Raw genomic sequence first — 24,602 nt, 5'->3', positions numbered from 1 at the left:
TCCCAATTGATGTGCAATCGCCATGACGGCTGTTCTCGTCGTCCCGCTGTGGAGGTTAGAATGTAGGAAATCAGGATGAGTTGATGAACGAAAATCCCCTATCTGAAGCCGAATATGACGCCATCACCGATGCCGCCGCGCATTGGTGCATGCGTCTGCATGCCAGCGATTGCACGACGAATGAGCGTCAGGCTTTTGAGCAATGGCATGATTCCCACCCGCTGCATGCGTTTGAATACGCAGCCATGCTGGAAATCTGGGATGTTGCCGACCACCTTCCGCGCAATGAACCCGCAGCCGTCGTCGTGCCATTCAAGCCGCGCAGCCGGGTGCGTACTTATGCGGTCGCGGCGGCAATCTGCCTGGCCGCCCTGCCCCTGGCAGCATTTACCGGTTGGGAAGCCGGTTGGCTACCGAACAGCTATGAACGTTTTGAGGCGGCCAACAGTTTGCGTCAGGTCACGCTGGGCGATGGCAGCCAGGTCGAGCTCAACGTGGGCACCGAGCTGGTCTACAGCAACTACAAGGACCAGCGCCGGGTCACGCTGAAAAAGGGCGAAGCGTTCTTCAAGGTCAGCCACGACCGTGCGCATCCGTTTATCGTGCATGCAGGCGACGGCAAGGTGCGGGTCACGGGAACTCAGTTCAACGTGTGGAAGTATGAAGACCAGGTGCGGGTGATGCTGCTCGAAGGCTCGGTGCTGATCTCCAGCGACACGGTGCATGGCGGTGTCCCCCTGACTCCCGGCATGCAGGCCAGTTACCAGCAAGGCGACGTGACACCTCGCGTGCAGACGATCAACCCCAACGACACCGCGCTGGCGTGGCGTCAGGGCAAGCTGATTCTTGACAATCTCGCCTTGGCCGATGCGTTGCCGCTGATCAATCGCTACCTGCGCAAGCCCGTGATGTTGGCCGATGCCAGCACCGGGGCGATCCGTATCGGCGGCATCTATAACGTCAATGAGGTCGGTAACCTCGTCCCCTCTCTGCCCAAAGTGCTGCCGGTCTACCTGACCCAGAACCAGGACGGCAACCCCGTACTCAACTCGATTCCGCGTAAAGCTCCCAAAATCTGAGCCCTTGCCAATAGGCGCGGCCTTTTTCACGCCCGAAGTGTCCGTTTTTTTTACATCAGCCTGCCCTGAATCCCACGTGGTGAGCGGATTCAGCGCTTTGTCGTGCGCCGTGTTTCATCGGTGTAACAACGGGGTGAAGCGTTTGCGCGGTGGCTGGAACAGCGGTGATTCAAAGGCGGTTGTCTCATGGCTGATACAGGGCTACCCGCATGTGGCCCGGCATTAATCTCAACCTATTGAATCGCAACATCAAATCAAAAGCGGCACGGCTTCTGCTCTCTCTCTGACAACGCTGTTTAGGGTCAGCGTCGAGAATAAGGAACAGTGCCGTGGTCACTCATACTCAAGGTTCATTGAGCCTCCTCCTGATCAGCTGTGTACTGAGTACCAGCGCGAGCCTTCCAGTACTCGCAGCGGGTGACGGTGTGATCATCATTCAACGCCCCGTCCAGGGCCACATGTATGGCCGTACCGCGGGCACCGATCCCAACCCCACCACCGCCAATGCCAACCCGACCATCCAGATCTTGCGTGCGACCAACAATGTTGAGTTGAACGACAGCGATATTGCCGGTATCAGCAGCGGCGCCAGCATTACCCGCACCATTTTGCCCGGCGGCAATCTCCCAGGTTTCAGCAACAACGGCAGCGGCGTCGGCCTGGGCGCAGGCGCAGCAGCCAGCCACAGCGGCAGCGGCGGCGGCATCGCCGGCACGATCAACAGCGCAGTCTCCAGCGGCCTCGCGCCACTGAACAACATCGGCAGCATGGTCGGGGGGCGTTGAGATGAACCGTTCATGGATGCTTCTGGCAGTGCTGGGTTGCGGGGCGGCGATGGCCGACAGCAGCACCAACACGGCAACCATCGGTAACTCCGGGAAACAGTACAACGGCGTGGTGACGATCAACCAGGCCGCCGGTGACCAACAGCAACTGAGCAACAACGTTGCTATCGCGGTGGGCCACAACGCCCAGGCGAACGTCAACGTCACCCAGAACATCAACGGCGCACCCGCCGATCGCTCCTTGAACGCCAGGGCGGCTATTCAGGGCAACGCCTTCAGCAACGGCAACGGCATCGTCAGCATCAACCAGTCCGCCGGGGCCCAGAACCAATCAATCAATGCCGTGCGCATCAGCCTCAATGCGGGGCCGCAAAGCATCGATGACAGCGTCATGTCACAACAAAACGTTGTGCTTGCAACAGACTCAGGGGCGACCCCTACCACTGGCAGCCGCCAGGTCGTTACCAGCGACCAGGCCTTCACCGGCAGCCGTGGAGTGGTACAGGTCACCCAGAGCGCCGGGGTGGGGAACCGAGTGGCTAACACCCTGAACTTACGACTCAACTGATGAAGCTGAGTCGGATAGCTAGACCGTACCAACACTTAACCAACTAATAGAAGCACGGAGAAACACCATGAAAACTACAATGGCTCTTAAACCACTGGCTTTCGCTCTCGCTGCTCTGATGGCTGTTGCGGCTCAAGCAAACGGCTACAACCCACCTAAACCACAACCAGAACCCACTTCGTCTACCGCTACCGTGAATGACGGCCAGAGCAACCATGGCAACGCGGTCATCAATGACAAAACCGAAAACAACGCGTCGGTGAACCAATCGTTCAAAAACTACTCCGGGGTTGCTGGCAGCAACACCGCAGCCGGTGACAACAACCAAGGTAAAAACGATGTAGCCATCACTGCTGGTGATGCAGACTTCGTATTCGCCACCGTCAACTCGGGCCAGGATAACCGCGGCAACTTTGTGCTCAACAGCGCCACGGAAAACAACGGTTCGGTCAACAACAGCTTCAACAACGGCTCCGGTATCGGCCAGTCGAACGTGGCTGCGGGCACTTCCAACCAAGGCAGCAACAGCGTTGCGATCAACTCTGGCGACGATGGTAAAGGTGGTGCAGCCACCATCAACGCGAAGCAGGAAGTCACTGGCAACCTGACCCTCAACCTCAGTGCCACCACCGGTCACGGCTGGAAAACCACCCCAGTTACCAACAATGCCAGCGTGAACAGCTCGTTCAACAACGCCACCGGCATCGTGGGTTCCAACGTGGCAGCCGGCAGCGGCAACCAAGGTCAGAACAACGTAGCAATCACTCGCTTCTGATCCAGATAGGGCCTTGGCAACAAGGCCCTTTTTATTCCAGCGTCCAACAGGTCATACGATCATGCGCCTCGTTGCCTTCCTCCTTTTGCTGGCACTCACCGGCCCAACCTGGGCGGGGACCATGGCCGTGGTCATGCCCGGTGGTGGGTTGATCTACAAAAAGGTCGAGAGCATCCGCGAGCGCAAGTTCTCCAACCTGGTGGAACAGAAAACCGATTTCAGCTGTGGCGCCGCCGCACTGGCGACCATCCTGCGTCAAGCCTATTGGATGGACGTAGACGAAGACCACGTGATCAAAGGCATGCTGGTCAACGCCGATCAGGACCTGGTGCGCACCCAAGGCTTCTCGATGCTCGACATGAAGCGCTATCTGGAAAGCATCGGCATGCGGGCCAGGGGCTACCGAATTACCCCTGAGGTGCTGGTCACCGTCAAAGTCCCCGTTGTGGTGCTGCTGGAAATTCGCGGCTACAAGCACTTCGTCGTGTTACAGCGCGCCGACAAGGACTGGGTCTACATCGGCGACCCTGTGCTGGGCCACAAGCGTTACACCAAGGACGATTTCATCAAGGGCTGGAACGGCATCGTATTCGCCGTGCTGGGTGAGGGCTACGACAAGGCCAATGCCCTGCTCTCCCCGCCCACACCGCTGACCGCCAAGAACCAGCTGAACGAGTTCAGCCCGGTGCGTGACAGCGAACTGATGGACTTCGGTTTCATCCAAAGCGACTTCTTCTAGAAGCGTCAGGAGCAGACGATGAACACTAACCGCTGGCTGACGGTCTTGTGCCTGGCAGCCTCAATGCCCGCTTACGCGTCATCGGCATTCAAGCCGATCGAACTCAAGGACTCGGAAATGGCTGACTTGCGCGGGCGTTATGTGATGCCCGGGCGCATTATCAGCTTTGGCATTGTGATGAGCACCACCTGGACCAACTCGGCGGGCGACAGCATCACCGGCACCGCCAACATGCAGGTCAACTCCTCCACCGTCACGCCGCAGTTCTACGTCACCACCACCAGCACCACCGGCAATGGCACGCCACCGACTACCGGGACAGGCACCGTCGTCGGCGGTGCCGGCCTTGGCAGCGGACAAGGCGTGACCCAAAGCGTACGGGCGGCCGGCGATGGCAACACGGCGAACAACGGTGTGGACATCAATGTCACTCAAAACGGCCTGGCAGCGGCGAATATTGTGCAATCGGGCAAGGCACTGGTGGCGGGTGAAACCATCACCGGTGACAGTGGCGCCGGGCAAGTCAGTGTTTCGGCCAAGAATGGCGGGCTGCAAATGGCCGTCCTGGCCAGCAATAACCAGGGCAATGTGCTGCAGCAAATCGGCGGCGGCAACGTCAGCCAAAGCACACTGATTACCGGCAATCTCAATGCGATTACCAACCTCACCCAGATCAATGTGGTGATGGGCAACAACAACTTGAGCAACATCACCCGCAGCCTCAACCTGGACCAACTCAAAGGACTACGCACTGGCGGTTATTGAACTACGCTGAGCCTCGACACTTACGCATTAAAAAGGGACGGCTGACTTCATGCATCGATCGTTATCGTTACGTGCCGTGGTTTGTTTGAGTACGCTTCTGCCGGCTTCCATGTTGTATGCCGCGCCGGATGCCGATATTGAAACGCTGAAAAAGGAATTGCTGGAACTCAAGCAGCGCTACGAAGTGCAGCAAAAAGCACTGGCGGTCTTGGAACAACGGGTCAGGCAAGTAGAAGATCAACCGGCAACGCCTGCGCCCAAGCGCCTGGCCAAGTCCCCGGCGGACTTTAGCAAGGGCACTACCGTGGCCGGCGCACCGGGTGTTGGCGCAGCCGCCGCATCGGGTGGTGCAGGCGGCGGCAGTTCGTACGGGCAAAGCCTCAAGGATGACTCGGCGCCCGCGCAGAGTGTGAGCAACTTGTATAACGAGGCCAGCGGCTTTTTCGGCGATGGCAAGTTCAGCTTTGAAACCGGTATTACTTATGCGCGTTATGATGCGCGCCAGTTGACCCTCAACGGTTTTCTGGCACTGGACTCGATCTTCCTGGGCAATATCAACCTGGACCGTATCAAGTCTGATAACTGGACCCTGGACCTGACCGGGCGCTATAACGTCGACAATCGCTGGCAGTTCGATGTCAACGTGCCTGTGGTTTATCGCGAGTCCACCTACCAGTCGGCCGGTGCGAATAACAGCGGCACCACGACATCGGAAGGCGACGTTACGCGAGATCCGACCATCGGCGACGTCAACTTCGGCATTGCCTACAAGTTCCTCGACGAGTCCGACACTCTGCCGGATGCGGTGTTCTCGGTACGGGTCAAGGCACCCACCGGTAAAGAGCCCTATGGCATCAAGCTGGTCCAATCGCCCAACAACGACAACCTTTATGTGCCGGAAAGCCTGCCGACGGGTAATGGCGTCTGGTCGGTCACACCGGGAATTTCCCTGGTCAAGACCTTCGACCCTGCCGTGTTGTTTGGCTCGCTGTCCTATACCCATAACTTCGAGGACTCGTTCGACGATATCAGCTCGAACGTCGGCCAGAAGGTCGGAGGCAAGGTCAGGCTTGGCGACAGCTTCCAACTGGGTGTCGGTGTCGCGTTCGCGTTGAACGAGAAGATGAGTATGTCGTTCTCGGTGTCCGACCTGGTTCAGCGCAAGAGCAAGCTCAAGCCTGACGGCGGCGACTGGCAGTCGGTGGTTTCAAGCGACGCCAACGCCGGATACTTCAACGTCGGTATGACCATCGCCGCTACGCAGAATCTGACGATTGTGCCGAACCTGGCGATTGGCATGACGGATGATGCGCCGGACTTTACCTTCAGCCTGAAATTCCCCTATTACTTTTGACCGGTTGTAGTGAGCGGGCTTGCCCCGCGCTGGGTGGCGTAGCCGCCCCAAACCCTGGCGCCTCGGTATTTCTGACACACCGCAGCGTCCTTGTTGGGGTGGCTACGCCACTCAGGGGGGGCAAGCCCGCTCACCACAGCTACGACCACAACCACAAAGGAAAAGCCCCGCAACGATAAGGGTCGTTGCGGGGCTTTTCGGTTTACCCGCCCTAGCGGATCTGGTGTTTGTGCAGCAACCGGTAGAAGGTGGGCCGGGAAATCCCCAACACACGGGCGGCAACGCTCAGGTTATCACTGTGCCGGTTGAGCACATCGCACAGCGCCTGACGTTCGGCGCGGTGCTTGTAGTCTTCCAGTGTAGCCATGGGGGGTGAAATTGCCTGTTCGGCCTGTAATCCCAGATCAACGGCTTCAATCTGGCGTCCCTCGGCGAGCACCAGGCCGCGTCGCACCCGGTTGGCCAACTCGCGCACGTTGCCGGGCCAAGGGTGCTGCCCCATGGAGACAAGCGCCTCTTCACTGAAACTGCGCGGGCGGCGGCCGGTTTCCTGGCTGTAGAAACGGGCAAAGTGATTGGCCAACATCGCTACGTCGCCGTGACGGTCGCGCAAGGGCGCCGTGACGACCTGCAGGACATTGAGCCGGTAATACAAGTCTTCACGGAAAGTGCCCTTCGCGACGGCCGCCTCCAGATCGACGTGGGTTGCGGCCAATACGCGCACATCAACAGGGATAGGCTGACTGCCCCCCACCCGTTCGATTTGTTTTTCCTGAAGAAAACGCAACAGGTTGGCTTGCAGTTCCATCGGCAGGTCGCCAATTTCATCCAGGAACAACGTGCCGCCGTTGGCTGCTTCGATCCGACCGACCTTGCGCTGGTGCGCGCCGGTAAAGGCGCCTTTTTCATGGCCGAACAGTTCCGACTGGATCAGATGCTCCGGGATGGCCCCACAGTTGATCGCGACAAATGGCTTGGCGTGGCGCTGGGATTTGCGGTGCAGGGTCTTGGCTACCAACTCTTTGCCGGTGCCACTGTCGCCGCGAATCAACACCGGAGATTCGGTCGGCGCCAATTTCGCCAACAATTTACGCAGCTCTCGGATCGGGCGGCTATCACCCAGTAATTCGTGTTCTGGCTCATCCACCGGGACACTGCCCTTGCCGCGCAGGCGCGCCATGCCGAAAGCGCGCCCCAGGGTGACCTGCACGCGGGCCACATCGAAGGGCAAGGTATGGAAGTCGAAAAACCATTCGCAGACAAAGTCGCCGACGTTCTGCAGGCGCAGCACTTCCGGGCTAAGAACGGCGATCCACTCGGTGCCGCTGCGGCCGATCAGCTCTTTGACTGCCTCCGGACGTTCCAGATGAAACGCCTGCAAACGCAGCAAGCCAACGTCACAGGACCGCTCCCCCACCGCTTCAAGCGCACAACTGTCCACCGCCCACCCGGCGGTGCGCAAATCGGGCAATAGTCCATGGCAGTCTTCACAAGGGTCGACCACAAGCAAGCGGCGAGGAGCTGTAACAGCCATGACGATTCCTTGGCGCCAAAATTGTTAAAGTTATTTAGAAACAATGGTTTGTGGCGCCTGGCGCTAACACTAGCAAGCTCTTGACGCCATGCTTGTACCGTTTCGCTATAAGTGCGGGCAAAAAGCCATTTACGCGCATTTGCAGAAAAAAGTTGCACCGCGACCACCCGGTCAATGCGCTTTCAAAACAGCCGCTTACATGACCTTAATCACGAAAGTTTTAAATTTGTTGCCCTAACATGTGACCCGTACCCGGTCATCGTGCATCAGTACAAGTAACCCGCCGCACGGTCAGCCCAACCGCCGGCACTCACTTGAATGGGCGATGAGAGAGAACCCGACATGAACGCTCCGCTGCGCATCAACGAAGCTCTTTTGATTGCAGACCGTGCTTTCCAGCCCTTTCAATGCGTGGCCTGGCACGATGGCAATGGCGCCCTCAGCCTGAGCGTCATCGACCGCACCAATACCCGCATCGGCAGCAAACAACTGTCCTCGAGCGCTTATAGCGACCCGGCACAACTTGAAGACTTGTTGTTGCAAGCGCGTGCCGAGCTCGATAAGGGTGGCTATCAATTGCTGTCCTGGGCAATGCCTAAGTAAGCGTGGGTTAGCGCGCGCCAATATCCTCGGTAAAGAACACAGCCTGAGCAACTTCATGATCGATGTTCCCTCGAAGAACATTGATCATGAGTTCCTTATTGGACGCTCGCCGCTTTAACGTAGCGTAACTTGTGTCGCGCTCGGCGTAGCGTTTCAGGTTTCCTTGCGTGAAGTGATAGCCCACGTTGCGAGCATTTGAAGTGTCATAATTAAAACGGGCAAACCACAGGGGCCGCCCGGTCGAGCGCTCCCGGACTTCAAAGTGACGCAGCAAGTTTGCTTCGGAAGGAAGCTCCACAACCTCGATCTTCCAGGCGTTGTACAGCATCAACAACCCCTCAGAAGACGGGTACCCTCGCATGATCATGCGTTGGGGAACGTCAACACTCTGTGCCATGAAGCGCATGATTTCGTCATAGAGCTCGCTGGGTACATTCTTGAAAAAATCCAATAAGTCCTGATGCGCCTCTGACACGGCCAGGGTCTTGAGCGCGGCCATCAGCAACTCCCGCTGCTTGATCATTCGATTGGCATAATTGCGCCATTCGCTGCGAACCCTGAGCGCCGACATCCGTCGGATCGATTCAAGGCTGGCCGTGCGTACAAATTGCTGGCCAGCGTCTCTCCATAAACGGCTCGCCTCCACCCCGATATCCGCCAGTTGCTCATGGGAATAGCCGCTGATCGGGGGTTCTGCCTCGGCTCTGGCCACCTCGCGCCAGCCTTCGTCCGTGTCACCGCCATAGCGCTTGAAAGACCAGATACGCCGATGATCGAACGGTTCCAATACATCAAGGTAGACCTGCTGTTCGCCGAGTTCCTCAACCTCGCGACGCATACCGATCACTACGCCCTGCACACCATCTTCGATCATTCGCGTGGTGCCACTGCCTGGCTTCGCCACGACCGCCTGCGTACCGGCACCTTCGTATTGCTGGTAGGCCGCGATCAGGTCGTCTTCTGCATCCCGCATCAGACTACGGACGTAGCTACGATAATTGCCCAAAGCCCAGGTGTTGATAAATGCCGGGACGGACTCCAACTGATAAGACAATCGGCTATTGGCCAATACCAGCGAATCCAATACGTCATTCATTACTCTGAGGTGGGAGTCCCAATTGAAGCGGCCGGGGGTGAACAGTTCTCGCCATGCCATCAGCTTCAAACTGCATAAATTGGTCACCTCCTGGATCAGGTCAAGCGTAGCATCCTTGTAAGCTGGCACCTTGGCGCTAAAACACAGCATGGCCAGCGTGCGCAGTTGCAACTCTTGCCACTTGAGCGACATATGCCGACCAGCCCAGGCCGGCACGTCCAGCAACGCGACGGAGGCATCGGCTACCCGCCCCTCCAGTTTCATGGATGCGAAACGCCGCTCTGCTTCCTGGCTGGCGTTGACCGCCTTCTCCTGCAGCGCGGCATAATCAGGCAGGCTCGATGACAGGCTGCGCCAGCCCGCCGTGTCCAGCACCATCGCGCCCAAATTGGGGGCATCAAATGCCGAGGGCTCAATCCCGTCCTGCTTGAGCCGCAGATTGCGCTTGGCGGCGTACATCATCACCTGATTGCGCCGCGCCCACACCGCACTGGCGGCAAAACGACTGTGGAGGGTGCTGTAATCCCTGACCACCATGAACCCGCGGCGGCGCGTCAAGGCATCGAGCAAGGTGATCGCGCACCAATGGCTGAGATCCGCCTTGGCCAACTCATCCTCGATCAGTTGATCGTTACCGGGCTCGGCAAACCGACGGCTGATATCGCCCAAAACGCTGTCATCGGTAAAGACCTGGGCATTGAACATCTTGAATAACCGATCGTATTCGGCATCAAGGTCCATCCGTCGCTGCTCATCACTCTGCAATTGAGCCAGTCGTTGCTGCTCAAGGGCCAGCGCCTGGGACAACTCTTCGGGCTGCGCAGGTTCTGCCGCAAAACCCCAGCTGCCCGAGCCACGGTGAACCAGCGTAGGTCCTTCACGGGGTGCGATGTCATCGTTGACCAGACGCATCACACCGCCCTGCTCCTCAACCTTGAACCAGTCATCATCGAAGCTGACATACAGATTGTCACCCGCACGATAAAGCCCACGATAATCCCCCGTGTGGATGCGCTGTTTGGTAGCCGGTACCCTGACTTTGTAGAGCGCCAACTCCGCCTGGCGAATGACTGAAAGGCGGCTGTACAAGCCACTCCAGGATCTCTCCAACATCGAGTCACCACGGATGAACGCAGAGTCCCCCTCAACGGTAGGCAATTGCACGGATGTCCGCGGGCTTTTGCTCGACTGCCCGCCCTCAAGCAGAGCCTCGGGGTCTTCGCGCCAACTCATTTCTATCGTGTGCTCGAAATCCGCCCCCTCAGCCATATCCAATAACGCTTCTGCGGCCAAGCCGGTCCCGACTCGCGTAGCCACGTAGCCGCGACCGAGCAGCAGCAAACCGATATTGAGCAGGAGGTCTGCAATGCTGAGAAGCTTGCCTTTGGGGTCGGCTGTAACAATGTCACGGATATCTTGCCAAGCGATCCACCCCAACAACAACCAACCCGCCGCCTCCCCTACCGGGCCACCCAAAAAAGGCAGGACCAGCGCCAGACCCAGACCAAAAAAACGTTTGAGCCACCCCCAGAAAACCTCCAGCCCAGAGGGCGGCTGTGGATTCGCAACGCTGCATAGCGCCCTAACCGCACTGTCAAAAAAGTACTCGAGATAATCCCCTTCGATCACATCCTGCGCCAACACCAGATCGGGGTTGGCCCATAACATGTCATTGAAGTCCACCAGCTCGAACGCCGCCAGGCCAGGCACGGGCAAACCGGGCAATAAATAGCGATCGCGCGTCGCGGGTTCCATCCACGCCATGACCTCATATTGCAACGGGCCTGGCCGGATGATGGCCGCCTGCAGGTCGCGCCAAGTGGAAAATTCAATCATTTTCACTTCAGTCATCGGGCGATAGAGGATGTGTGGGCCTTCATTGATATCTTGAGGTCCGATGATGAACATATTGGTGACGTGGTCGACCACCTCCTCCTGCCTGATCTGAAAGCCGAGCTGACGCACCACCACCTCCTGCTCTGTATGCGGGGCTTGGGCATTCAACGCGTCGACCACGCAGGTATAAGCCTGTCGTGAAAACGACTGGGGGTACTTGAGGTGATTCTCCAGCGCCAGCATTGGCAGCTGCACACGTAGTTGCTCGATAAACCGTGCCTTTCGCCATTTAACCTCGTCTTCATTGCCCATCAGTTTTGACGAAATCAGTTGATCGTAGCCGCCACGGACATTGGCGTTCTCCAGCAGTGTCAGGACTTGCTCGGCCGTCAGCCACACGGCTTCTCCTTGCTCGCCGGCTGGCACAACCTTCAGCTTTTTAGAATCAAGGCCAGGCAACGCCAACCAGGCAAACTCGCTCAGCGACCAACTGCCTTGGGTATAGAGCGGTGGCACCGTCCAGAATATTTTGGTGCGGGCTTTAGCATCTGACTCTTCGATATCCATCGTGAGCCTGACGTGGTCCGGGTCCAATGTCGGCTGGGTGGGGTAGTCCGTGGCGAGTTGGGCTGCCAACTTTGCACAGGCAAACGCCTGCAGGCTTGGAATCCCCTCATCGAACGGCCGCCATCCGGGCTCGGCGACGTGGCGCGCCAGGTCCACGGCGTAGCGACTCATCTCCATTTGCATATCGGTATCGGCCTGCGTCAGCCACGCCGGCAAGGCGGCGCGCAAGCGGGTTAATTCTGTCGAATGAATCGGCGCTGTATCGAAATCACTGCTGATGACCCGCAATGTGCGCTCCAACAAGCGTTGTCGGTTATCAAAGGTACGCACTACCGGCAAGACGATACCGATGTCAGAGAGCTGCTTGACCAGGAAAGCCAGGCTGAAACTGTGGAAAACATTGCCTTTGGGTTGGTAGAGGCGCCACTGCATCGTGTGGCCATCGGGTATCAAGGTCAGCAGGTTGACCAACCAGTCGCCCAGTTCAGCCAAAGAGTCGAATACCTGAATGCCACGCGACAATGTAAATAGCAGCACGGTATCGCCTTCGCGATGCCGCCTTACCAGCACCAGGCCGCGCAGCATCTCCAGATTGATTGCGCCGGACTCGCCCCAATGGTCGATCAAATAGGCCTGCACCTTCGCGTTCTTGACCGAAGGCATGGGTTGATTGACCACCTCAACGACCATGTCCAATTGCACACCGGTAAGACCTACGTTGGTAGCAGCCTCCATCAACGCATTCTTAAGCGTGTCCGCCAGCCACACGTAACGGACCTGATGGTCGACGTCTGTGGCCATCCAGAAATTGACCAGAGCTTCTTGATAGCGATCAAGGAGCACGGCGCCCTGCTCGTTGATAATCTCTTCAAGATCACTGTTCTTGACGTGCAGCGGCGTAGGTGAGCTCTCCCGGGGATTCGCAGCGAGTATTTGCCCCTGGCTGTAATCGACGAATAGTCCGGTTACGCAACGCTCGATCAAGGCATCAGCCAGGGTCAGGCTGTTATAGCCCTGTAGAACGGACATTTTGCCATCATTGCGATAGATCGGCTCCAACACCACCGGCTGGGTCTGGTCAATTGTCAGCCAGCGATAGCGCCTGCCAAGGCTGCCCTGCAGCACATTGACCGCCACTTCCTGCAAGGAAGGACGCGAGCGGAAATAACGCCTGATCGTCTGGGCCAACGACAGGCTGGAAGTCGAAATCGGGAGAGAGGCAGGGCTGACCATTGAACAAATCCTTGTGTGCATGCGCCCCCGAAATCAGGGGAGCATGGACAAGGAGTGTGTGCCTCAGGGTTAGCCGCACGGTGGTAACTGTATAGCGAAGCCATTAACGTCGAGCGAGGACAAACCGCTCAATGGCTTCTGCCGCGCCGTCCTCGACATTGCTGCCGGTGACCACGCTGGCCTGGCGCTTGACGGTTTCTTCGGCCTGGCCCATGGCAATCGACAAACCGGCCACATGAAACATCGCCGGGTCGTTGCCGCCATCGCCAATGGCTGCCGTCTGTTCCAACGGCACGCCGAGGTGCGCCGCCAGTGTTTTCAAGGCTTCGCCTTTATTCGCCAGCATTGCCGTCACATCCAGATAAACCGGCTGCGAGCGTGACACCTGGGCCAGCCCTTGGACCTTGGGCTGCAACTGCGCTTCCAGTTCCACCAGCAATTGCGTGTTGTTGCTGGCCGCGACGATCTTGTCGACACGATCCAGGTACGGCTCGAAGCTCTCGACCACGACCGGCCCGTAACCCAGACCGTCCGCTTCGCGCTGCACCATCGGCCCTGGCGGATCGCGGCGCAGCCAGTCGCCATCGGCAAACACCCAGACTTCTACATCGGGCTCGGCCGAGAACAATGCCAGGGTAATCAACGCGGCTTCTGCCGGCAGATGATGGGCTACCAGGATGCTGCCATCCGGGTTGATCAACGTGCCGCCGTTGAAACCGGCCACCGGCACGTCGATACCGAACGTCTCGATCAACTGCAGCATGGCCTTGGGCGGGCGCCCGCTGGCGAGGCTGAAAAACACCCCGCTGTCACGCAGGGCGCGTACCGCATCGGCGGTGCGCTGGCTCAGGCGGTGATCGGGGTGCAGCAAGGTGCCGTCCACGTCACTGAGGATAAAACGGATGGGATGGATCGCTGCGTCACTCATCCGAGGCTGTGCCAGCTGCGGCCATCGCGGGCCAGCAAGGCGTCAGCCGCCGCCGGGCCATCTTCACCGGCCTTGTAGGCCTGGATCCCGTCATCTTCCTTCCAGGCATCGAGGAATGGCTGCACCGCACGCCAGCCGTTTTCGATGTTGTCGGCGCGCTGGAACAAGGTCTGATCACCGGTCATGCAGTCGTAGATCAGGGTTTCGTACCCGGTCGACGGCTGCATTTCGAAGAAGTCCTTGTAGGCAAACCCCAGCTGGATATTGGCCATATCCAGGGTCGGCCCAGGCTTTTTCGCCAGCAGGTCGAACCACATGCCCTCATTGGGCTGGATCTGGATTTTCAGGTAGGTGGGCTTGAGCTCATCCACTTCGGTATCGCGGAACTGTGCGTAAGGTGCGTGCTTGAAGCAGATCACGATCTCGGTGTCGCGAACGCTCATGCGCTTGCCCGTGCGCAGGTAGAACGGCACACCGACCCAACGCCAGTTGTCAATCATCACTTTAAGGGCGACAAACGTCTCGGTGCTGCTGTCCGGCGCAACGTTGGCCTCTTCACGGTAACCCGGCAACTGCTTGCCGCCGATTTCGCCGGCGGTGTACTGCCCGCGTACCGAGTTGGCCCGTGCATCCTCCAGCGACCACGGGCGCACCGCGCCGATCACCTTGGCCTTTTCACCGCGCACGGCGTCGGCACCGAAGGCGGCGGGAGGCTCCATGGCCACCATCGCCAGCAACTGGAACAGGTGGTTAGGCACCATGTCTCGCAATGTGCCGGTTTTTTCGAAGAAGTTGCCACGGGTTTCCACACCCACCGTTTCGGCGGCGGTGATTTGCACGTGGTCAATGTAATGGTTGTTCCAGAACGCTTCGAACAGCACGTTGGAGAAACGGCTGATCAGGATGTTCTGGACCGTTTCCTTGCCCAGGTAATGGTCGATGCGATAGATCTGCTTCTCGCTCATGACCTTGAGCAGGCAGGCGTTGAGCGCCTCGGCGGTGGCAAGGTCGGACCCGAAGGGTTTCTCGATGACCACACGGCGGAAACCGTCATCGGTTTCCTTGAGCAAGCCAGCGCTGCCCAGGCGCTGCACCACTTCACTGAAGAAGCGCGGCGCAGTAGCCAGGTAGAACACCGCGTTGCCGGTGCCGCTGTCGGCGATCTTCTTGGCGATATCGGCATAGGTGCTGTCGTCGAGGAAGTCACCCTCGACGTAGCTGATGCCTTTGGCCAATTGCGCCCACAAGGCCGGGTCAAGGGCGTTGTCGCCGTTGCCCTTGACCTTGCTTGCAGCCTCGGTGCGAATGAAGTCCTCGAGCTTCTTGGCGAAGTCGGCGTCACTGATGGCGTTGTGATCAACGCCAACAATGCGCAGGCCATCGCCCAGCAGCCCGTCACGGCTCAGGTTGTACAGCGCCGGCATCAGCAGGCGCTTTACAAGGTCACCGTGGGCACCAAACAGAAACAGTGTGGTGGGCGGAGCGGGTTCGGCCTTGGGTTTCTTGCCGTTAGCGGTCATTTTTTGGAAGTCTCCACATGGCCGCCAAAGCCGAAGCGCATGGCAGAGAGCATTTTGTCACCGTAGGTGCTCTGCTGGCGCGAGCGGAAACGGGCGAACAGCGACGTAGACAGCACCGGCACCGGCACGGCTTGTTCCATGGCGGCTTCGATGGTCCAGCGGCCTTCGCCACTGTCGGCCACGGAGCCGGAGTAGCCGTCGAGTTTCGGGTCGGTGGCCAAGGCATCGGCGGTCAGGTCCAGCAGCCAGGACGAGACCACGCTGCCACGGCGCCAGACTTCGGCGATATCGGCCACGTTGAGGTCGAAACGCTGGTCTTCCGGGAGGTTTTCCGAATTCTTGGTCTTGAGGATGTCGAAACCTTCGGCAAACGCCTGCATCATCCCGTATTCGATGCCGTTGTGGATCATCTTCACAAAGTGCCCGGAACCCGCAGGGCCGGCATGGATGTAGCCCTGCTCAGCGCGCGGGTCAGCGCTGTCTTTGCGATCCTTGGTGCGCGGGATATTGCCCAGGCCTGGCGCCAGCGTCTTGAAGATCGGGTCCAGGCGCTGCACGGTCTCGGTGTCGCCACCGATCATCATGCAATAGCCACGCTCCAGGCCCCACACGCCGCCGGAAGTGCCGACGTCGACATAGTGCAGGCCTTTCTCGGCCAATGCCTTGCCGCGACGGACGTCATCCTTATAGTTGGTGTTGCCACCGTCGATGATCACGTCACCGTCTTCCAGCAGCTCGCTCAGTTTATTGATGGTGTCTTCGGTGGGCGCGCCTGCCGGCAACATCACCCATACGGCGCGAGGCTTTTGCAGCCCGGCAACCAGGGCCTTGAGATCGGCAACGCCGGTGGCGCCCTCTTCGCTCAGGCCTTTGACAAATGCTTCGTTACGGTCGTAAACAACGGTGGTATGCCCATTGAGCATCAGGCGCCGTGCAATATTCCCGCCCATGCGGCCTAGTCCGATAATCCCCAGTTGCATGTGCTGATGCTCCTACTGCTTAAAAAATGTGTGACATAGTTTATAGCGCAATGAGGCTAATGAGGGTTAGTCAGGTGCATATCCGTGTAGTTTCATGACAAAAAGTTGCCATCGTTTCACCATCACCTCAGTAAAAGTCACAGGACCACCAAAAATAAAAAAGTTCCATTGCCCCGAAAAAGAATTCATCATTGCTTCCGACTGCTGCCGAGAACCTAGACTCAAGCGTTCTGGCACACCGCAACACACCGGCTATTTGCGAGGTAAGCAATGAGCACAGCACAGATGACCCGTCCGCCACAGACCCTCTACGTCACTATCCGCCGCGATGAATTGCGCCAGTTGAAAGACGAGCGCGAACAACTGCAACAGGAAGTCCTGCGTCTGCGTGCCCACATCATCCAAGCCCAGCTGGACCAGCCCGCTGGCGCACAGCCGCTGCTCTGCTAAGCCCGGTCATCACTTTGTAAGATAACGGCTACAAAAATCTCACAAAGTTTTCACACGCCCCTCCCGATACTCCCGCCCCCAAGGGCCGCCCCATGCAAGGGCGGCCTCTGTTGCGTGCACCTCTGCGCGCCGACTGAAAAATGACCGGGTTGGAGCGCTGGATGGCGATGTTCAAACGCAGCACTACGTCTGCGAAAGGCTTTGATTGGGCTGGCCTCGGCTGGCTGTTTGTATTTTTCTGGTACTTCTCGGGTATTACCCAGCTGCTGATTCAGATCAGCGGTACGTCTGGTTTCAGCGGTTTTCGCCAAGCGTTCTTCATGAGCGCGTTGTGGTTGGCCCCCGTCCTCGTATTCCCGCGCCGAACGCGCTTGCTCGCGGCCTTGATCGGCGTCGTGCTGTGGGCCTGTTCCATGGCCAGCCTGGGCTATTTCTTCATTTATCAGCAGGAATTCTCGCAAAGCGTCATCTTCATCATGTTCGAATCGAACATCTCTGAAGCGGGCGAATACGCCACTCAATACTTTGCCTGGTGGATCGTGCTGGCGTTTATCGCCCACACTGCCTTCGCCATTTTCCTGTGGACCCGCCTACGCCCGGTGTACTTGCCGCGCGGCCAGGCACTGGTGGCGGCTACCGCGATCCTGGTCGCCGTGGTCGGCTATCCATTGGTCAAGCAGATTGCCCGCAGCGCTACCATGGAAGATGCCATCGAGCGCTTCGAAGCGCGTATCGAGCCGGCCGTGCCGTGGCAGATGCTCGTCGGCTACCACCGCTATACCCAACAATTGGACAGCATGCAGGACATGCTCGACAGCGCCAGCCATATTCCGCCGCTGACCAATCTCCAGGACAGCATGGCCGGCCAACCGTCGACCCTGGTGCTGGTGATCGGCGAATCGACCAACCGTCAGCGCATGAGCCTCTACGGCTATCCGCGCAATACCACGCCGGAACTGGACAAGCTGCGCGACCAATTGGCGGTGTTCAACAACGTCGTCACCCCGCGCCCCTACACCATCGAAGCGCTGCAACAGGTGTTGACGTTCGCCGACGAGGAGAACCCGGACCTGTACCTCAAGACGCCGTCGATTGTCAGCGTGATGAAACAGGCAGGCTACAAGACCTACTGGATCACCAACCAGCAGACCATGACCAAGCGCAACACCATGCTCACGACCTTCTCCGAACAGGCCGACGAACAGGTGTACCTCAACAACAACCGCAACCAGAACGCTCGCCAATACGACGGCGACGTGCTCGAGCCGTTCGCCAAGGCCCTGGCCGACCCGACCGAACGCAAGTTCATCGTGGTGCACCTGCTGGGCACCCATATGAGCTACCAGTACCGCTACCCGCCGACCTTCGACAAATTCACCGGCCGCCAAGGTGTGCCGGACGGCGTCAGCGATGCGCAACTGCCGATCTACAACAGCTACGACAATGCGGTGCTGTACAACGACTTCGTGGTGTCGAGCCTGATCAAGGACTACGCCAAGACCGACCCGAATGGCTTCCTGCTGTACCTGTCGGACCACGGTGAAGACGTATTCGACTCCGCCGGCCACGCCACCCTGGGGCGCAACGAAGCCAAGCCGACGGCGCCGATGTACACCATCCCGTTCATGGCCTACGCCTCACCGAAATGGCGCGAAACCCATGACTGGAAATTCGCCGAAGACCTGCAACGGCCTTACAGCAGCTCACAATTGATCCACACCTGGGCCGACCTGGCCGGGCTGAGCTTCAATGAGCTGGACCGCAGCAAGAGCCTGGTCAGTGATAGTTTCAAGGCACGCCCACAACTGATCGGCGACCCTTATGCGCGCCAGGCGAAACCGCTGATCGACTTCAGCATGCTCAACCCCAACAAAGCCAATCCGGCAGACGTTGTACTTAAATAAGCAACGAACTGCCCCGACGTTAACAAAACTGTTAACTTCGGGGCACTTCCAGGTTAATTCCCACTTAATAAGATAGCCCTACAGTCGCGTCATCAAACGGATCACGACGCGTCCGGACACCTATTACTTAAACTGGGAATACTGCCATGAAACTCTCCACCCTGATGCTTGCCAGCCTGATGACCCTCACCTCTGCCGCCGCCTTTGCCGAGGGCGGCTCGGAGCGTTCGAAGGAGTTCTATAACAACTTCACCTTCATGCAGCAAAAGACCCACGGAACCACCGAACAAACGGCGTCTGCCGACGGCAAGGACCTCAAGAAGGTCAGCGTGGAACAATCCACCACGGAACAACAACCGAAAGGTTAAAACCAGGCGCCATTGAATGGCGCCTTTTTTATTTGCCGGTTACTTATTAAAGCGGCTTGCTCCAGAACAGCATACGTCCGTGGGCCGGATCAAATATCGAATCATCAAATCCGAACTTGCGATAGGACGATTGGGCAATAGCGTTGCCCTCCAGTACTTCCAGGGTAATCTTGCAGCAACCGCGCTGACGGGCAATTTCCTCGACCTTCTGCAACATCTTCTGGCTCAGGCCCAGGCCGCGAAATGGCTGGGCGACCACGACATCATGCACATTGACCAGTGGCCGGCAGGCAAACGTCGAGAAGCCTTCAAAGCAATTGACCAGGCCCGCCGGCTCACCGCCGACAAACGCCAACACACTGAAGGCATGGGGGCGCTTGGCCAACTCTGCGGGCAGTTGCTCCAGAAGATCGGCGGGCAGGCCATGGCCACCGCCCATGGGGTCTTGTGCGTATTGGTTGAGCAGCACACCGATCGCTTCGGCATGCACGGCGTTGCTGTAGCTGGCTTGCAGCACCAGGATTTCTGGGGTGTCCATTGCCTTCCTCGATCACGACTACAAGGGATCGATTCCCTTTGAAGGGCACGATTGTAAGCGTGGAGTTGCTGGCAGATGAAGAAGATTAACCACAAATATCCGCGTGAAAACGCTGCAACTGCATCTCCCGCAGGCGGCTCAACGTGCGCCGGAAAGGAAACTCCAGATACCCCTCGGTATACAGGTTTTCCAGCGGCACCTGGGCTTCGATGAACAGCGGCACCTTACGGTCGTAGCATTCGTCCACCAGCGCGATAAACCGGCGCACACTGTCGTCGTGCACCGACAGCTCCGGCAGCTCGCGATCACCCGCCACCACCCGTTCGGCACCGTCTTCAGTACCACGGGCAATCCGCCCCGGACGCTTTTGTGCGCTCAGGTTGGGCACTTCCCCCAGCAGGATCGCCTTGAAGCGGTCGCACAACAGCATGAAGTCCATTGCGGCCAAGGGTTGCTCGCACAAATCGGCGTAACGACACCAGAGCACGCTGTCGCTGGACTGCACGGCAACAATCGAACGATGTCCCACCGTGACCGGGCCGCTGCTAACGGCCTGCCCTGCAGTCATCTGCTTGAAGACCCCGGCCAGCGCATCAGGCTGATTCACCCAATAGCGCTGCACCTCAACCCCCGGATGCAAACGATGATCCTCGCCGCCATCCACCGCCACCACTTGCATATGCCGTTTGATCGCCGCAATCCCGGGCAAAAACCGCTCACGATTGAATCCACCTGCATACAACTGGTCGGGCGGCTGGTTGGACGTGCAGACCATCACCACGCCTTCCTCGAACATCACCTGGAACAACCGGCCGAGGATGATCGCATCGCCGATGTCGTTGACGAACAGCTCATCGAAACACAGCACACGCACTTCCCGGCTCAGTTCCCTGGCCAGGGCCTGCAAGGGATCGTGGGTCCCGGTGAGCTGGAACGAACGCTGATGCACCCAGCCCATGAAGTGATGAAAGTGCTGACGCCGCGCGGGCACCCGAAGGCTTTGGTAAAACTGGTCCATCAACCAGGTTTTGCCACGGCCCACGGGGCCCCACAAATAGACGCCAGTGATGGGCGAGCGACCTTGGTGCAGCGCCTCATGACAGGCTTGCAACGCCACCACCGCCCGGCGCTGGGCATCGTCGGCGACGAAGCCCTGCTGGGTGATGGCGTGTTGGTAGGCGTCGAGGGGCGAGTCAAACACCATGGGGTTTACGCAAGGCTCTTGCTAACCACCTCAAACACATCACTCGACAGCTCACCCGAGCCGCGAATCCGCTCCAGCTCCGCCTTCATCAGCGCTTGCCGCGCGCTGTCGTATTTGCGCCAGCGGGTCAGCGGTGCCAACTGCCGCGAGGCGATCTGCGGGTTGAAGCCGTTCAACTGGATGACCAGATCCGCCAGGAAGCGGTAACCCGAGCCGTCCGCCGCGTGGAAGTTGATCAGGTTTTGCCCGGCAAATGCGCCGATCAATGCACGCACTTTGTTCGGGTTCTTGATGTTGAACGCTGGGTGCTCCATCAACGCCTTCACCCGCGCCAGCCCGCCCGGCAAGGTGCTGCCAGCCTGAACGCTGAACCACTGGTCCATGACCAGCGGGTTGTCCTTGAAGTTTTCGGCGAACACCGCCAGTGCCTGGGCTTTCTCGGCTTCGAACGGCGAATTCACCAGCACCGCCAGCGCGGTCAGGCGTTCGGTCATGTTGTCGCTGGTGTCGAACTGATCCAGCGTCGCCGCCAACACTTCCGGCTTGCCGCTGAGCATCAGGTACGACAGCGCAATGTTCTGCAAGGCGCGACGGGCAAAGTGCTCGGCCGCCGCCACGTAGGCGGTTTGCTTCGACAGCTCACGGTTGGCCTGGTAGCGCAGCCACAAGCCTTCGAACAGGTTATCGGCCAGTTGCTTGCGGGCAAATTCGCGGGCGGCGTGAATGGCATCCACGTCCGCTACTTCGCTGATTTCGGTCAGGTAGGCTTCGCTTGGCAGGGACAGCATTTCTGCGACCATTGCCTGATCCAGCGACTCATCACTCAACACCGTGCGCAGTGCGTCGATCAGGCGCTGATCCAGCTTGAGCGGCTGACCTGCCTGGTGCTGGGCGATCAACTCTTGCAGTACCTGCACCGCCAATTGCTGCCCGGCATCCCAGCGGTTGAAGCCGTCGCTGTCGTGCTGCATCAGGAACATCAGCTGGTCGCGGTTGTACGGGAAGCTCAGTTTCACCGGCGCCGAGAAACCACGCAGCAACGAAGGCAGCGGTTGTTCGGCGATATCGACGAAGGTGAAGGTTTGCTCGGCTTCGGTGACCGAGATGACGCGGGAGGTCTCGCCCGCGGTTGCTTCACCGGCCAGGCGCAGCGCGATAGCGGCGCCCTTCCCGTCCAGCAAGCCCATTGCTACCGGAATCACGAACGGCAGCTTCTCCACCTTGTCCGGGGTTTCCGGGCAGCTTTGGCGGAAAGTCAGGCTGTAGGTCTTGGCCGCCGCGTCGTAGGACTCGCTGACGGCCAGACGTGGCGTACCGGCCTGGCTGTACCAGCGCTTGAACTGGCTGAGGTCGGCGCCGTTGGCGTCTTCCATGGCCTTGATAAAGTCGTCGCAGGTCACCGCTTGGCCGTCGTGGCGCTCAAAGTACAGGTCGCTGCCTTTGCGGAAGCCTTCGGCGCCGAGCAAGGTGTGGATCATGCCGACCACTTCCGAGCCTTTTTCGTACACGGTCAGGGTGTAGAAATTGGAGATCTCGATAAAGCTGTCCGGACGCACCGCGTGGGCCATCGGGCCAGCGTCTTCGGCAAACTGGTGGGTACGCAGATATGCCACGTCCTGGATGCGCTTGACCGTGGCCGAGTTCATGTCGGCAGAAAACTGCGAGTCACGGTAGACGGTGAAGCCTTCCTTGAGCGATAGCTGGAACCAGTCGCGGCAGGTCACGCGGTTGCCCGACCAATTGTGGAAGTATTCGTGGGCAACAATCGCCTCGACGCGCTGGTGCGCAGCGTCGGTCGCGGTTTCGGCGCGGGCCAGCACGGCACTGGAGTTGAAGATGTTAAGGCCCTTGTTTTCCATGGCGCCCATGTTGAAGTCGTTCACGGCGACGATCATAAAGATGTCGAGATCGTACTCACGGCCGTAGGTTTCTTCGTCCCAGCGCATGGATTTTTTCAGGCTGGTCATGGCGTGCTGGCACTTGTCGATATTTTCCGGCTCGACATAGATGCGCAACGCCACTTCGCGGTTGGTCATGGTGGTGAAGCTGTCTTCCACGCACCACAAGTCACCGGCCACCAGCGCGAACAGGTACGCCGGTTTCTTGAACGGGTCTTCCCAGGTTGCCCAATGACGGCCGTCTTCACCAGGGCCGCTGGCAATCGGGTTGCCGTTGGACAGCAGCACCGGGTAGCGATGTTGCTCGGCGATCACCGTGGTGGTGAAGATGCTCATCACATCCGGGCGGTCGAGGTAGTAGGTGATCTTGCGAAAACCTTCGGCCTCGCACTGGGTGCAGAACATGCCGCTGGACTTGTACAGGCCTTCCAGGGCGGTGTTGGTTTCCGGGTGGATCTTCACCGTGGTGTCGAGGGTAAACGCCTCGGTTTTCGGCTGAACAGTGAGGTGGCTGTCAGTCAACTGGTAGTCGGCGTCGGTCAGTTCCTGGTCGGCCAGGTTCACACTCAACAGTTCAAGCTGCTGGCCATCCAGCACCAGCGGCGGCAAGCCAGCGCCGCGCTCAAGGTTGCGGCGCATCACCAGTTGCGCGTGGACCAGGCTGTGGTCCTCGAACAACTCGAAGGTCAGGTGCGTCTCTTCGATCAGGTAGTCCGGCGCCTGATAGTCCTTGAGGTAAATCATCTTCGGTTGTTCGGTGCGCATGGGTGGCATCCTTCTACTGATGCACGGCGAGCTGGTAGGCCGTGTACTTACGAATATTGATAACGCCGGTGTCGAAGATCAGGTATTGGCCCTTGATCCCCAGCAGCGTGCCTTCGGCAATCGGGTTCTTGTCCAGGTTGAAGCTGACGATCTTGGCCGGATACTGCTCGACCGGGTAGCGGATTTCGATCGGCTCGATGTCGGTTACCGGTTGGATGGCTTGCAGACCAAAGCGTTCCTGCAATGCGCTGATGCCCTCGGCGCAGGACGCAAACAACTCATCGCGTACGTGCTTGAGGTCCACCGCCGCCGCGTCGCCTTTAAGCAGGGCGCGCCAGTTGGTCTTGTCCGCCACTTGGCTGCGGAACACATCTTCGACGAAACCGGACTGCTGGCGTGTAGACACACGCATGATCGGCAGCGCCTGGCTCGCGCCCTGGTCCAACCATCGGGTGGGCAACTGGGTGGCGCGGGTGATGCCGACCTTGATCCCCGACGAGTTCGCCAGGTACACCACGTGGTCGGTCATGCAGAACTTCTCGCCCCAGCCCGGCTCACGGCAGGTGCCAGCGTCATAATGGCAACGCTCGGGGCTCATGATGCACAGGTCACACTGGGCCAGCTTGGTCATGCACGGGTAGCAATACCCCTGGCTGAAGCTGGTCTTGGTCTTGCGGCCGCAATGGCTGCAATGAATGGCACCGAGATACTCCAGGCGAATATGGCTGCCGATCAACGGGTTGACCGGCACCTCGACATCGCCCAGGCGAAACGCGTATTGAACGGTCGGCTCACCAAGTTGCGCCGACATTTTGCTGACTGCACCGCGACCAATTTCAATCAATGGATCGCATCCGACTTGAACAGGATGTTCGGTACTGGCGCAGACTTGGACGCGCATTCCTGCGGGCCCATGTAGCCGGTGCGCTGGTCTTCCGGCAGGTTCTGGATTTCCCAGGCGATTACCGCTTGCAGGGACAGCTCGCGCTGTTCGGCGGTGAGCTTGCGGCCATCGGACCATTTGCCGATTTCCACGGCGAGCTTGAGGCTCTCGTAGATATCCGGGGTGATGTTTTCGATCATTTCAGCAAAAGAGGACATAAGGCTCTTCCT

21 protein-coding genes are annotated in these 24,602 nt (G+C 58.8%); 11 read left to right on the top strand and 10 right to left on the bottom strand.

Annotated elements, in window-relative coordinates; genetic code table 11:
• Nucleotides 1–83 precede the first annotated feature (83 nt).
• From DYL61_RS19880 to DYL61_RS19850, 7 genes are all read left to right on the top strand, one after another.
• A complete protein-coding gene (locus tag DYL61_RS19880; RefSeq protein WP_135309740.1) occupies nt 84–1,079 on the top strand; it encodes a FecR family protein in 996 nt (331 codons plus the stop codon).
• Between the two features lie 329 nt (nt 1,080–1,408).
• Nucleotides 1,409–1,864 (top strand): hypothetical protein, encoded by a 456-nt coding sequence (locus tag DYL61_RS19875; RefSeq protein ID WP_135309739.1) that lies wholly within the window; start codon nt 1,409–1,411, stop codon nt 1,862–1,864.
• Between the two features lies 1 nt (nt 1,865).
• Nucleotides 1,866–2,432, top strand: coding sequence for an adhesin (locus DYL61_RS19870; RefSeq protein ID WP_135309738.1), 567 nt, complete (start codon nt 1,866–1,868; stop codon nt 2,430–2,432).
• A 67-nt stretch (nt 2,433–2,499) separates the two neighbouring features.
• The gene (locus DYL61_RS19865; protein ID WP_135309737.1) at nt 2,500–3,207 is read left to right on the top strand and encodes a heme utilization protein; all 708 of its coding nucleotides are present in this window, start codon (nt 2,500–2,502) and stop codon (nt 3,205–3,207) included.
• Between the two features lie 61 nt (nt 3,208–3,268).
• A complete protein-coding gene (locus DYL61_RS19860) occupies nt 3,269–3,946 on the top strand; it encodes a C39 family peptidase (protein WP_135309736.1) in 678 nt (225 codons plus the stop codon).
• Between the two features lie 18 nt (nt 3,947–3,964).
• On the top strand, nt 3,965–4,711 hold the full coding sequence (locus DYL61_RS19855) for a hypothetical protein (protein ID WP_135309735.1): 747 nt from the start codon (nt 3,965–3,967) through the stop codon (nt 4,709–4,711).
• Between the two features lie 49 nt (nt 4,712–4,760).
• The gene (locus tag DYL61_RS19850; protein WP_135309734.1) at nt 4,761–6,065 is read left to right on the top strand and encodes a hypothetical protein; all 1,305 of its coding nucleotides are present in this window, start codon (nt 4,761–4,763) and stop codon (nt 6,063–6,065) included.
• A 211-nt stretch (nt 6,066–6,276) separates the two neighbouring features.
• Here the strand turns inward: DYL61_RS19850 and DYL61_RS19845 are convergent, their stop codons facing one another.
• On the bottom strand, nt 6,277–7,599 hold the full coding sequence (locus tag DYL61_RS19845; RefSeq protein WP_135309733.1) for a sigma-54 dependent transcriptional regulator: 1,323 nt from the start codon (nt 7,597–7,599) through the stop codon (nt 6,277–6,279).
• A 342-nt stretch (nt 7,600–7,941) separates the two neighbouring features.
• Here DYL61_RS19845 and DYL61_RS19840 point away from each other — a divergent pair, with 342 nt between their 5' ends.
• Complete coding sequence (locus DYL61_RS19840) at nt 7,942–8,202, top strand: hypothetical protein (protein ID WP_135309732.1); 261 nt, start codon at nt 7,942–7,944, stop codon at nt 8,200–8,202.
• Between the two features lie 7 nt (nt 8,203–8,209).
• On the opposite strand, the gene DYL61_RS19835 is transcribed toward DYL61_RS19840, so the two are convergent.
• The 4 genes from DYL61_RS19835 to gnd form a co-directional block, all read right to left on the bottom strand.
• Nucleotides 8,210–12,934, bottom strand: coding sequence for a dermonecrotic toxin domain-containing protein (locus DYL61_RS19835; RefSeq protein WP_135309731.1), 4,725 nt, complete (start codon nt 12,932–12,934; stop codon nt 8,210–8,212).
• A 103-nt stretch (nt 12,935–13,037) separates the two neighbouring features.
• On the bottom strand, nt 13,038–13,862 hold the full coding sequence (locus DYL61_RS19830) for an HAD family hydrolase (RefSeq protein ID WP_135309730.1): 825 nt from the start codon (nt 13,860–13,862) through the stop codon (nt 13,038–13,040).
• A complete protein-coding gene (zwf, locus tag DYL61_RS19825) occupies nt 13,859–15,382 on the bottom strand; it encodes a glucose-6-phosphate dehydrogenase (RefSeq protein ID WP_135309729.1) in 1,524 nt (507 codons plus the stop codon). The genes DYL61_RS19830 and zwf overlap by 4 nt, the downstream gene beginning before the upstream one ends.
• Nucleotides 15,379–16,362 carry a phosphogluconate dehydrogenase (NAD(+)-dependent, decarboxylating) gene (gnd, locus tag DYL61_RS19820; protein WP_135309728.1) on the bottom strand — a complete coding sequence of 328 codons (984 nt, stop codon included), beginning with the start codon at nt 16,360–16,362 and terminating at the stop codon, nt 15,379–15,381. Before gnd ends, zwf begins: the two co-directional genes overlap by 4 nt.
• A gap of 270 nt (nt 16,363–16,632) precedes the next feature.
• On the opposite strand from gnd, the gene DYL61_RS19815 reads away from it, so the two are divergent.
• From DYL61_RS19815 to DYL61_RS19805, 3 genes are all read left to right on the top strand, one after another.
• A complete protein-coding gene (locus tag DYL61_RS19815; protein WP_135309727.1) occupies nt 16,633–16,812 on the top strand; it encodes a DUF6026 family protein in 180 nt (59 codons plus the stop codon).
• Nucleotides 16,813–16,973: 161 nt separating this feature from the next.
• Nucleotides 16,974–18,716, top strand: a complete 1,743-nt coding sequence (locus DYL61_RS19810) for a phosphoethanolamine transferase CptA (protein WP_135309726.1) — start codon at nt 16,974–16,976, stop codon at nt 18,714–18,716.
• Between the two features lie 146 nt (nt 18,717–18,862).
• Entirely contained in the window at nt 18,863–19,084 is a 222-nt protein-coding gene (locus DYL61_RS19805; protein WP_135309725.1) for a hypothetical protein, read from the top strand.
• 46 nt (nt 19,085–19,130) lie between these two features.
• Here DYL61_RS19805 and DYL61_RS19800 read toward each other — a convergent pair whose 3' ends face one another.
• The 5 genes from DYL61_RS19800 to DYL61_RS19780 form a co-directional block, all read right to left on the bottom strand.
• Nucleotides 19,131–19,622 carry a GNAT family N-acetyltransferase gene (locus tag DYL61_RS19800; protein ID WP_135309724.1) on the bottom strand — a complete coding sequence of 164 codons (492 nt, stop codon included), beginning with the start codon at nt 19,620–19,622 and terminating at the stop codon, nt 19,131–19,133.
• 85 nt (nt 19,623–19,707) lie between these two features.
• Entirely contained in the window at nt 19,708–20,826 is a 1,119-nt protein-coding gene (gene zapE / locus DYL61_RS19795) for a cell division protein ZapE (RefSeq protein ID WP_135309723.1), read from the bottom strand.
• A 5-nt stretch (nt 20,827–20,831) separates the two neighbouring features.
• Entirely contained in the window at nt 20,832–23,489 is a 2,658-nt protein-coding gene (gene pepN, locus DYL61_RS19790) for an aminopeptidase N (RefSeq protein WP_135309722.1), read from the bottom strand.
• A 13-nt stretch (nt 23,490–23,502) separates the two neighbouring features.
• On the bottom strand, nt 23,503–24,333 hold the full coding sequence (locus tag DYL61_RS19785) for a DUF2797 domain-containing protein (RefSeq protein ID WP_105700163.1): 831 nt from the start codon (nt 24,331–24,333) through the stop codon (nt 23,503–23,505).
• Complete coding sequence (locus DYL61_RS19780; RefSeq protein WP_016972751.1) at nt 24,330–24,590, bottom strand: YeaC family protein; 261 nt, start codon at nt 24,588–24,590, stop codon at nt 24,330–24,332. Before DYL61_RS19780 ends, DYL61_RS19785 begins: the two co-directional genes overlap by 4 nt.
• Between the last annotated feature and the right edge of the window lie 12 nt (nt 24,591–24,602).

The sequence above is a fragment of the Pseudomonas nabeulensis genome, from assembly GCF_004682045.1.
In the GTDB taxonomy this organism is placed as follows: domain Bacteria; phylum Pseudomonadota; class Gammaproteobacteria; order Pseudomonadales; family Pseudomonadaceae; genus Aquipseudomonas; species Aquipseudomonas nabeulensis.
The sequence above is the reverse complement of the archived record's forward strand: the minus strand, read 5'-3'. Positions and strand labels throughout refer to the sequence as shown.

Excerpts from the sequence above, each read along its gene's own strand:
- DYL61_RS19880 (WP_135309740.1), top strand. The coding sequence starts at position 84 with ATGAACGAAAATCCCCTATCTGAAGCCGAATATGACGCCATCACCGAT.
- DYL61_RS19870 (WP_135309738.1), top strand. The coding sequence starts at position 1,866 with ATGAACCGTTCATGGATGCTTCTGGCAGTGCTGGGTTGCGGGGCGGCG.
- DYL61_RS19865 (WP_135309737.1), top strand. The coding sequence starts at position 2,500 with ATGAAAACTACAATGGCTCTTAAACCACTGGCTTTCGCTCTCGCTGCT.
- DYL61_RS19860 (WP_135309736.1), top strand. The coding sequence starts at position 3,269 with ATGCGCCTCGTTGCCTTCCTCCTTTTGCTGGCACTCACCGGCCCAACC.
- DYL61_RS19855 (WP_135309735.1), top strand. The coding sequence starts at position 3,965 with ATGAACACTAACCGCTGGCTGACGGTCTTGTGCCTGGCAGCCTCAATG.
- DYL61_RS19850 (WP_135309734.1), top strand. The coding sequence starts at position 4,761 with ATGCATCGATCGTTATCGTTACGTGCCGTGGTTTGTTTGAGTACGCTT.
- DYL61_RS19845 (WP_135309733.1), bottom strand. The coding sequence starts at position 7,599 with ATGGCTGTTACAGCTCCTCGCCGCTTGCTTGTGGTCGACCCTTGTGAA.
- DYL61_RS19840 (WP_135309732.1), top strand. The coding sequence starts at position 7,942 with ATGAACGCTCCGCTGCGCATCAACGAAGCTCTTTTGATTGCAGACCGT.
- DYL61_RS19835 (WP_135309731.1), bottom strand. The coding sequence starts at position 12,934 with ATGGTCAGCCCTGCCTCTCTCCCGATTTCGACTTCCAGCCTGTCGTTG.
- DYL61_RS19830 (WP_135309730.1), bottom strand. The coding sequence starts at position 13,862 with ATGAGTGACGCAGCGATCCATCCCATCCGTTTTATCCTCAGTGACGTG.
- zwf (WP_135309729.1), bottom strand. The coding sequence starts at position 15,382 with ATGACCGCTAACGGCAAGAAACCCAAGGCCGAACCCGCTCCGCCCACC.
- gnd (WP_135309728.1), bottom strand. The coding sequence starts at position 16,362 with ATGCAACTGGGGATTATCGGACTAGGCCGCATGGGCGGGAATATTGCA.
- DYL61_RS19815 (WP_135309727.1), top strand. The coding sequence starts at position 16,633 with ATGAGCACAGCACAGATGACCCGTCCGCCACAGACCCTCTACGTCACT.
- DYL61_RS19810 (WP_135309726.1), top strand. The coding sequence starts at position 16,974 with ATGGCGATGTTCAAACGCAGCACTACGTCTGCGAAAGGCTTTGATTGG.
- DYL61_RS19805 (WP_135309725.1), top strand. The coding sequence starts at position 18,863 with ATGAAACTCTCCACCCTGATGCTTGCCAGCCTGATGACCCTCACCTCT.
- DYL61_RS19800 (WP_135309724.1), bottom strand. The coding sequence starts at position 19,622 with ATGGACACCCCAGAAATCCTGGTGCTGCAAGCCAGCTACAGCAACGCC.
- zapE (WP_135309723.1), bottom strand. The coding sequence starts at position 20,826 with ATGGTGTTTGACTCGCCCCTCGACGCCTACCAACACGCCATCACCCAG.
- pepN (WP_135309722.1), bottom strand. The coding sequence starts at position 23,489 with ATGCGCACCGAACAACCGAAGATGATTTACCTCAAGGACTATCAGGCG.
- DYL61_RS19780 (WP_016972751.1), bottom strand. The coding sequence starts at position 24,590 with ATGTCCTCTTTTGCTGAAATGATCGAAAACATCACCCCGGATATCTAC.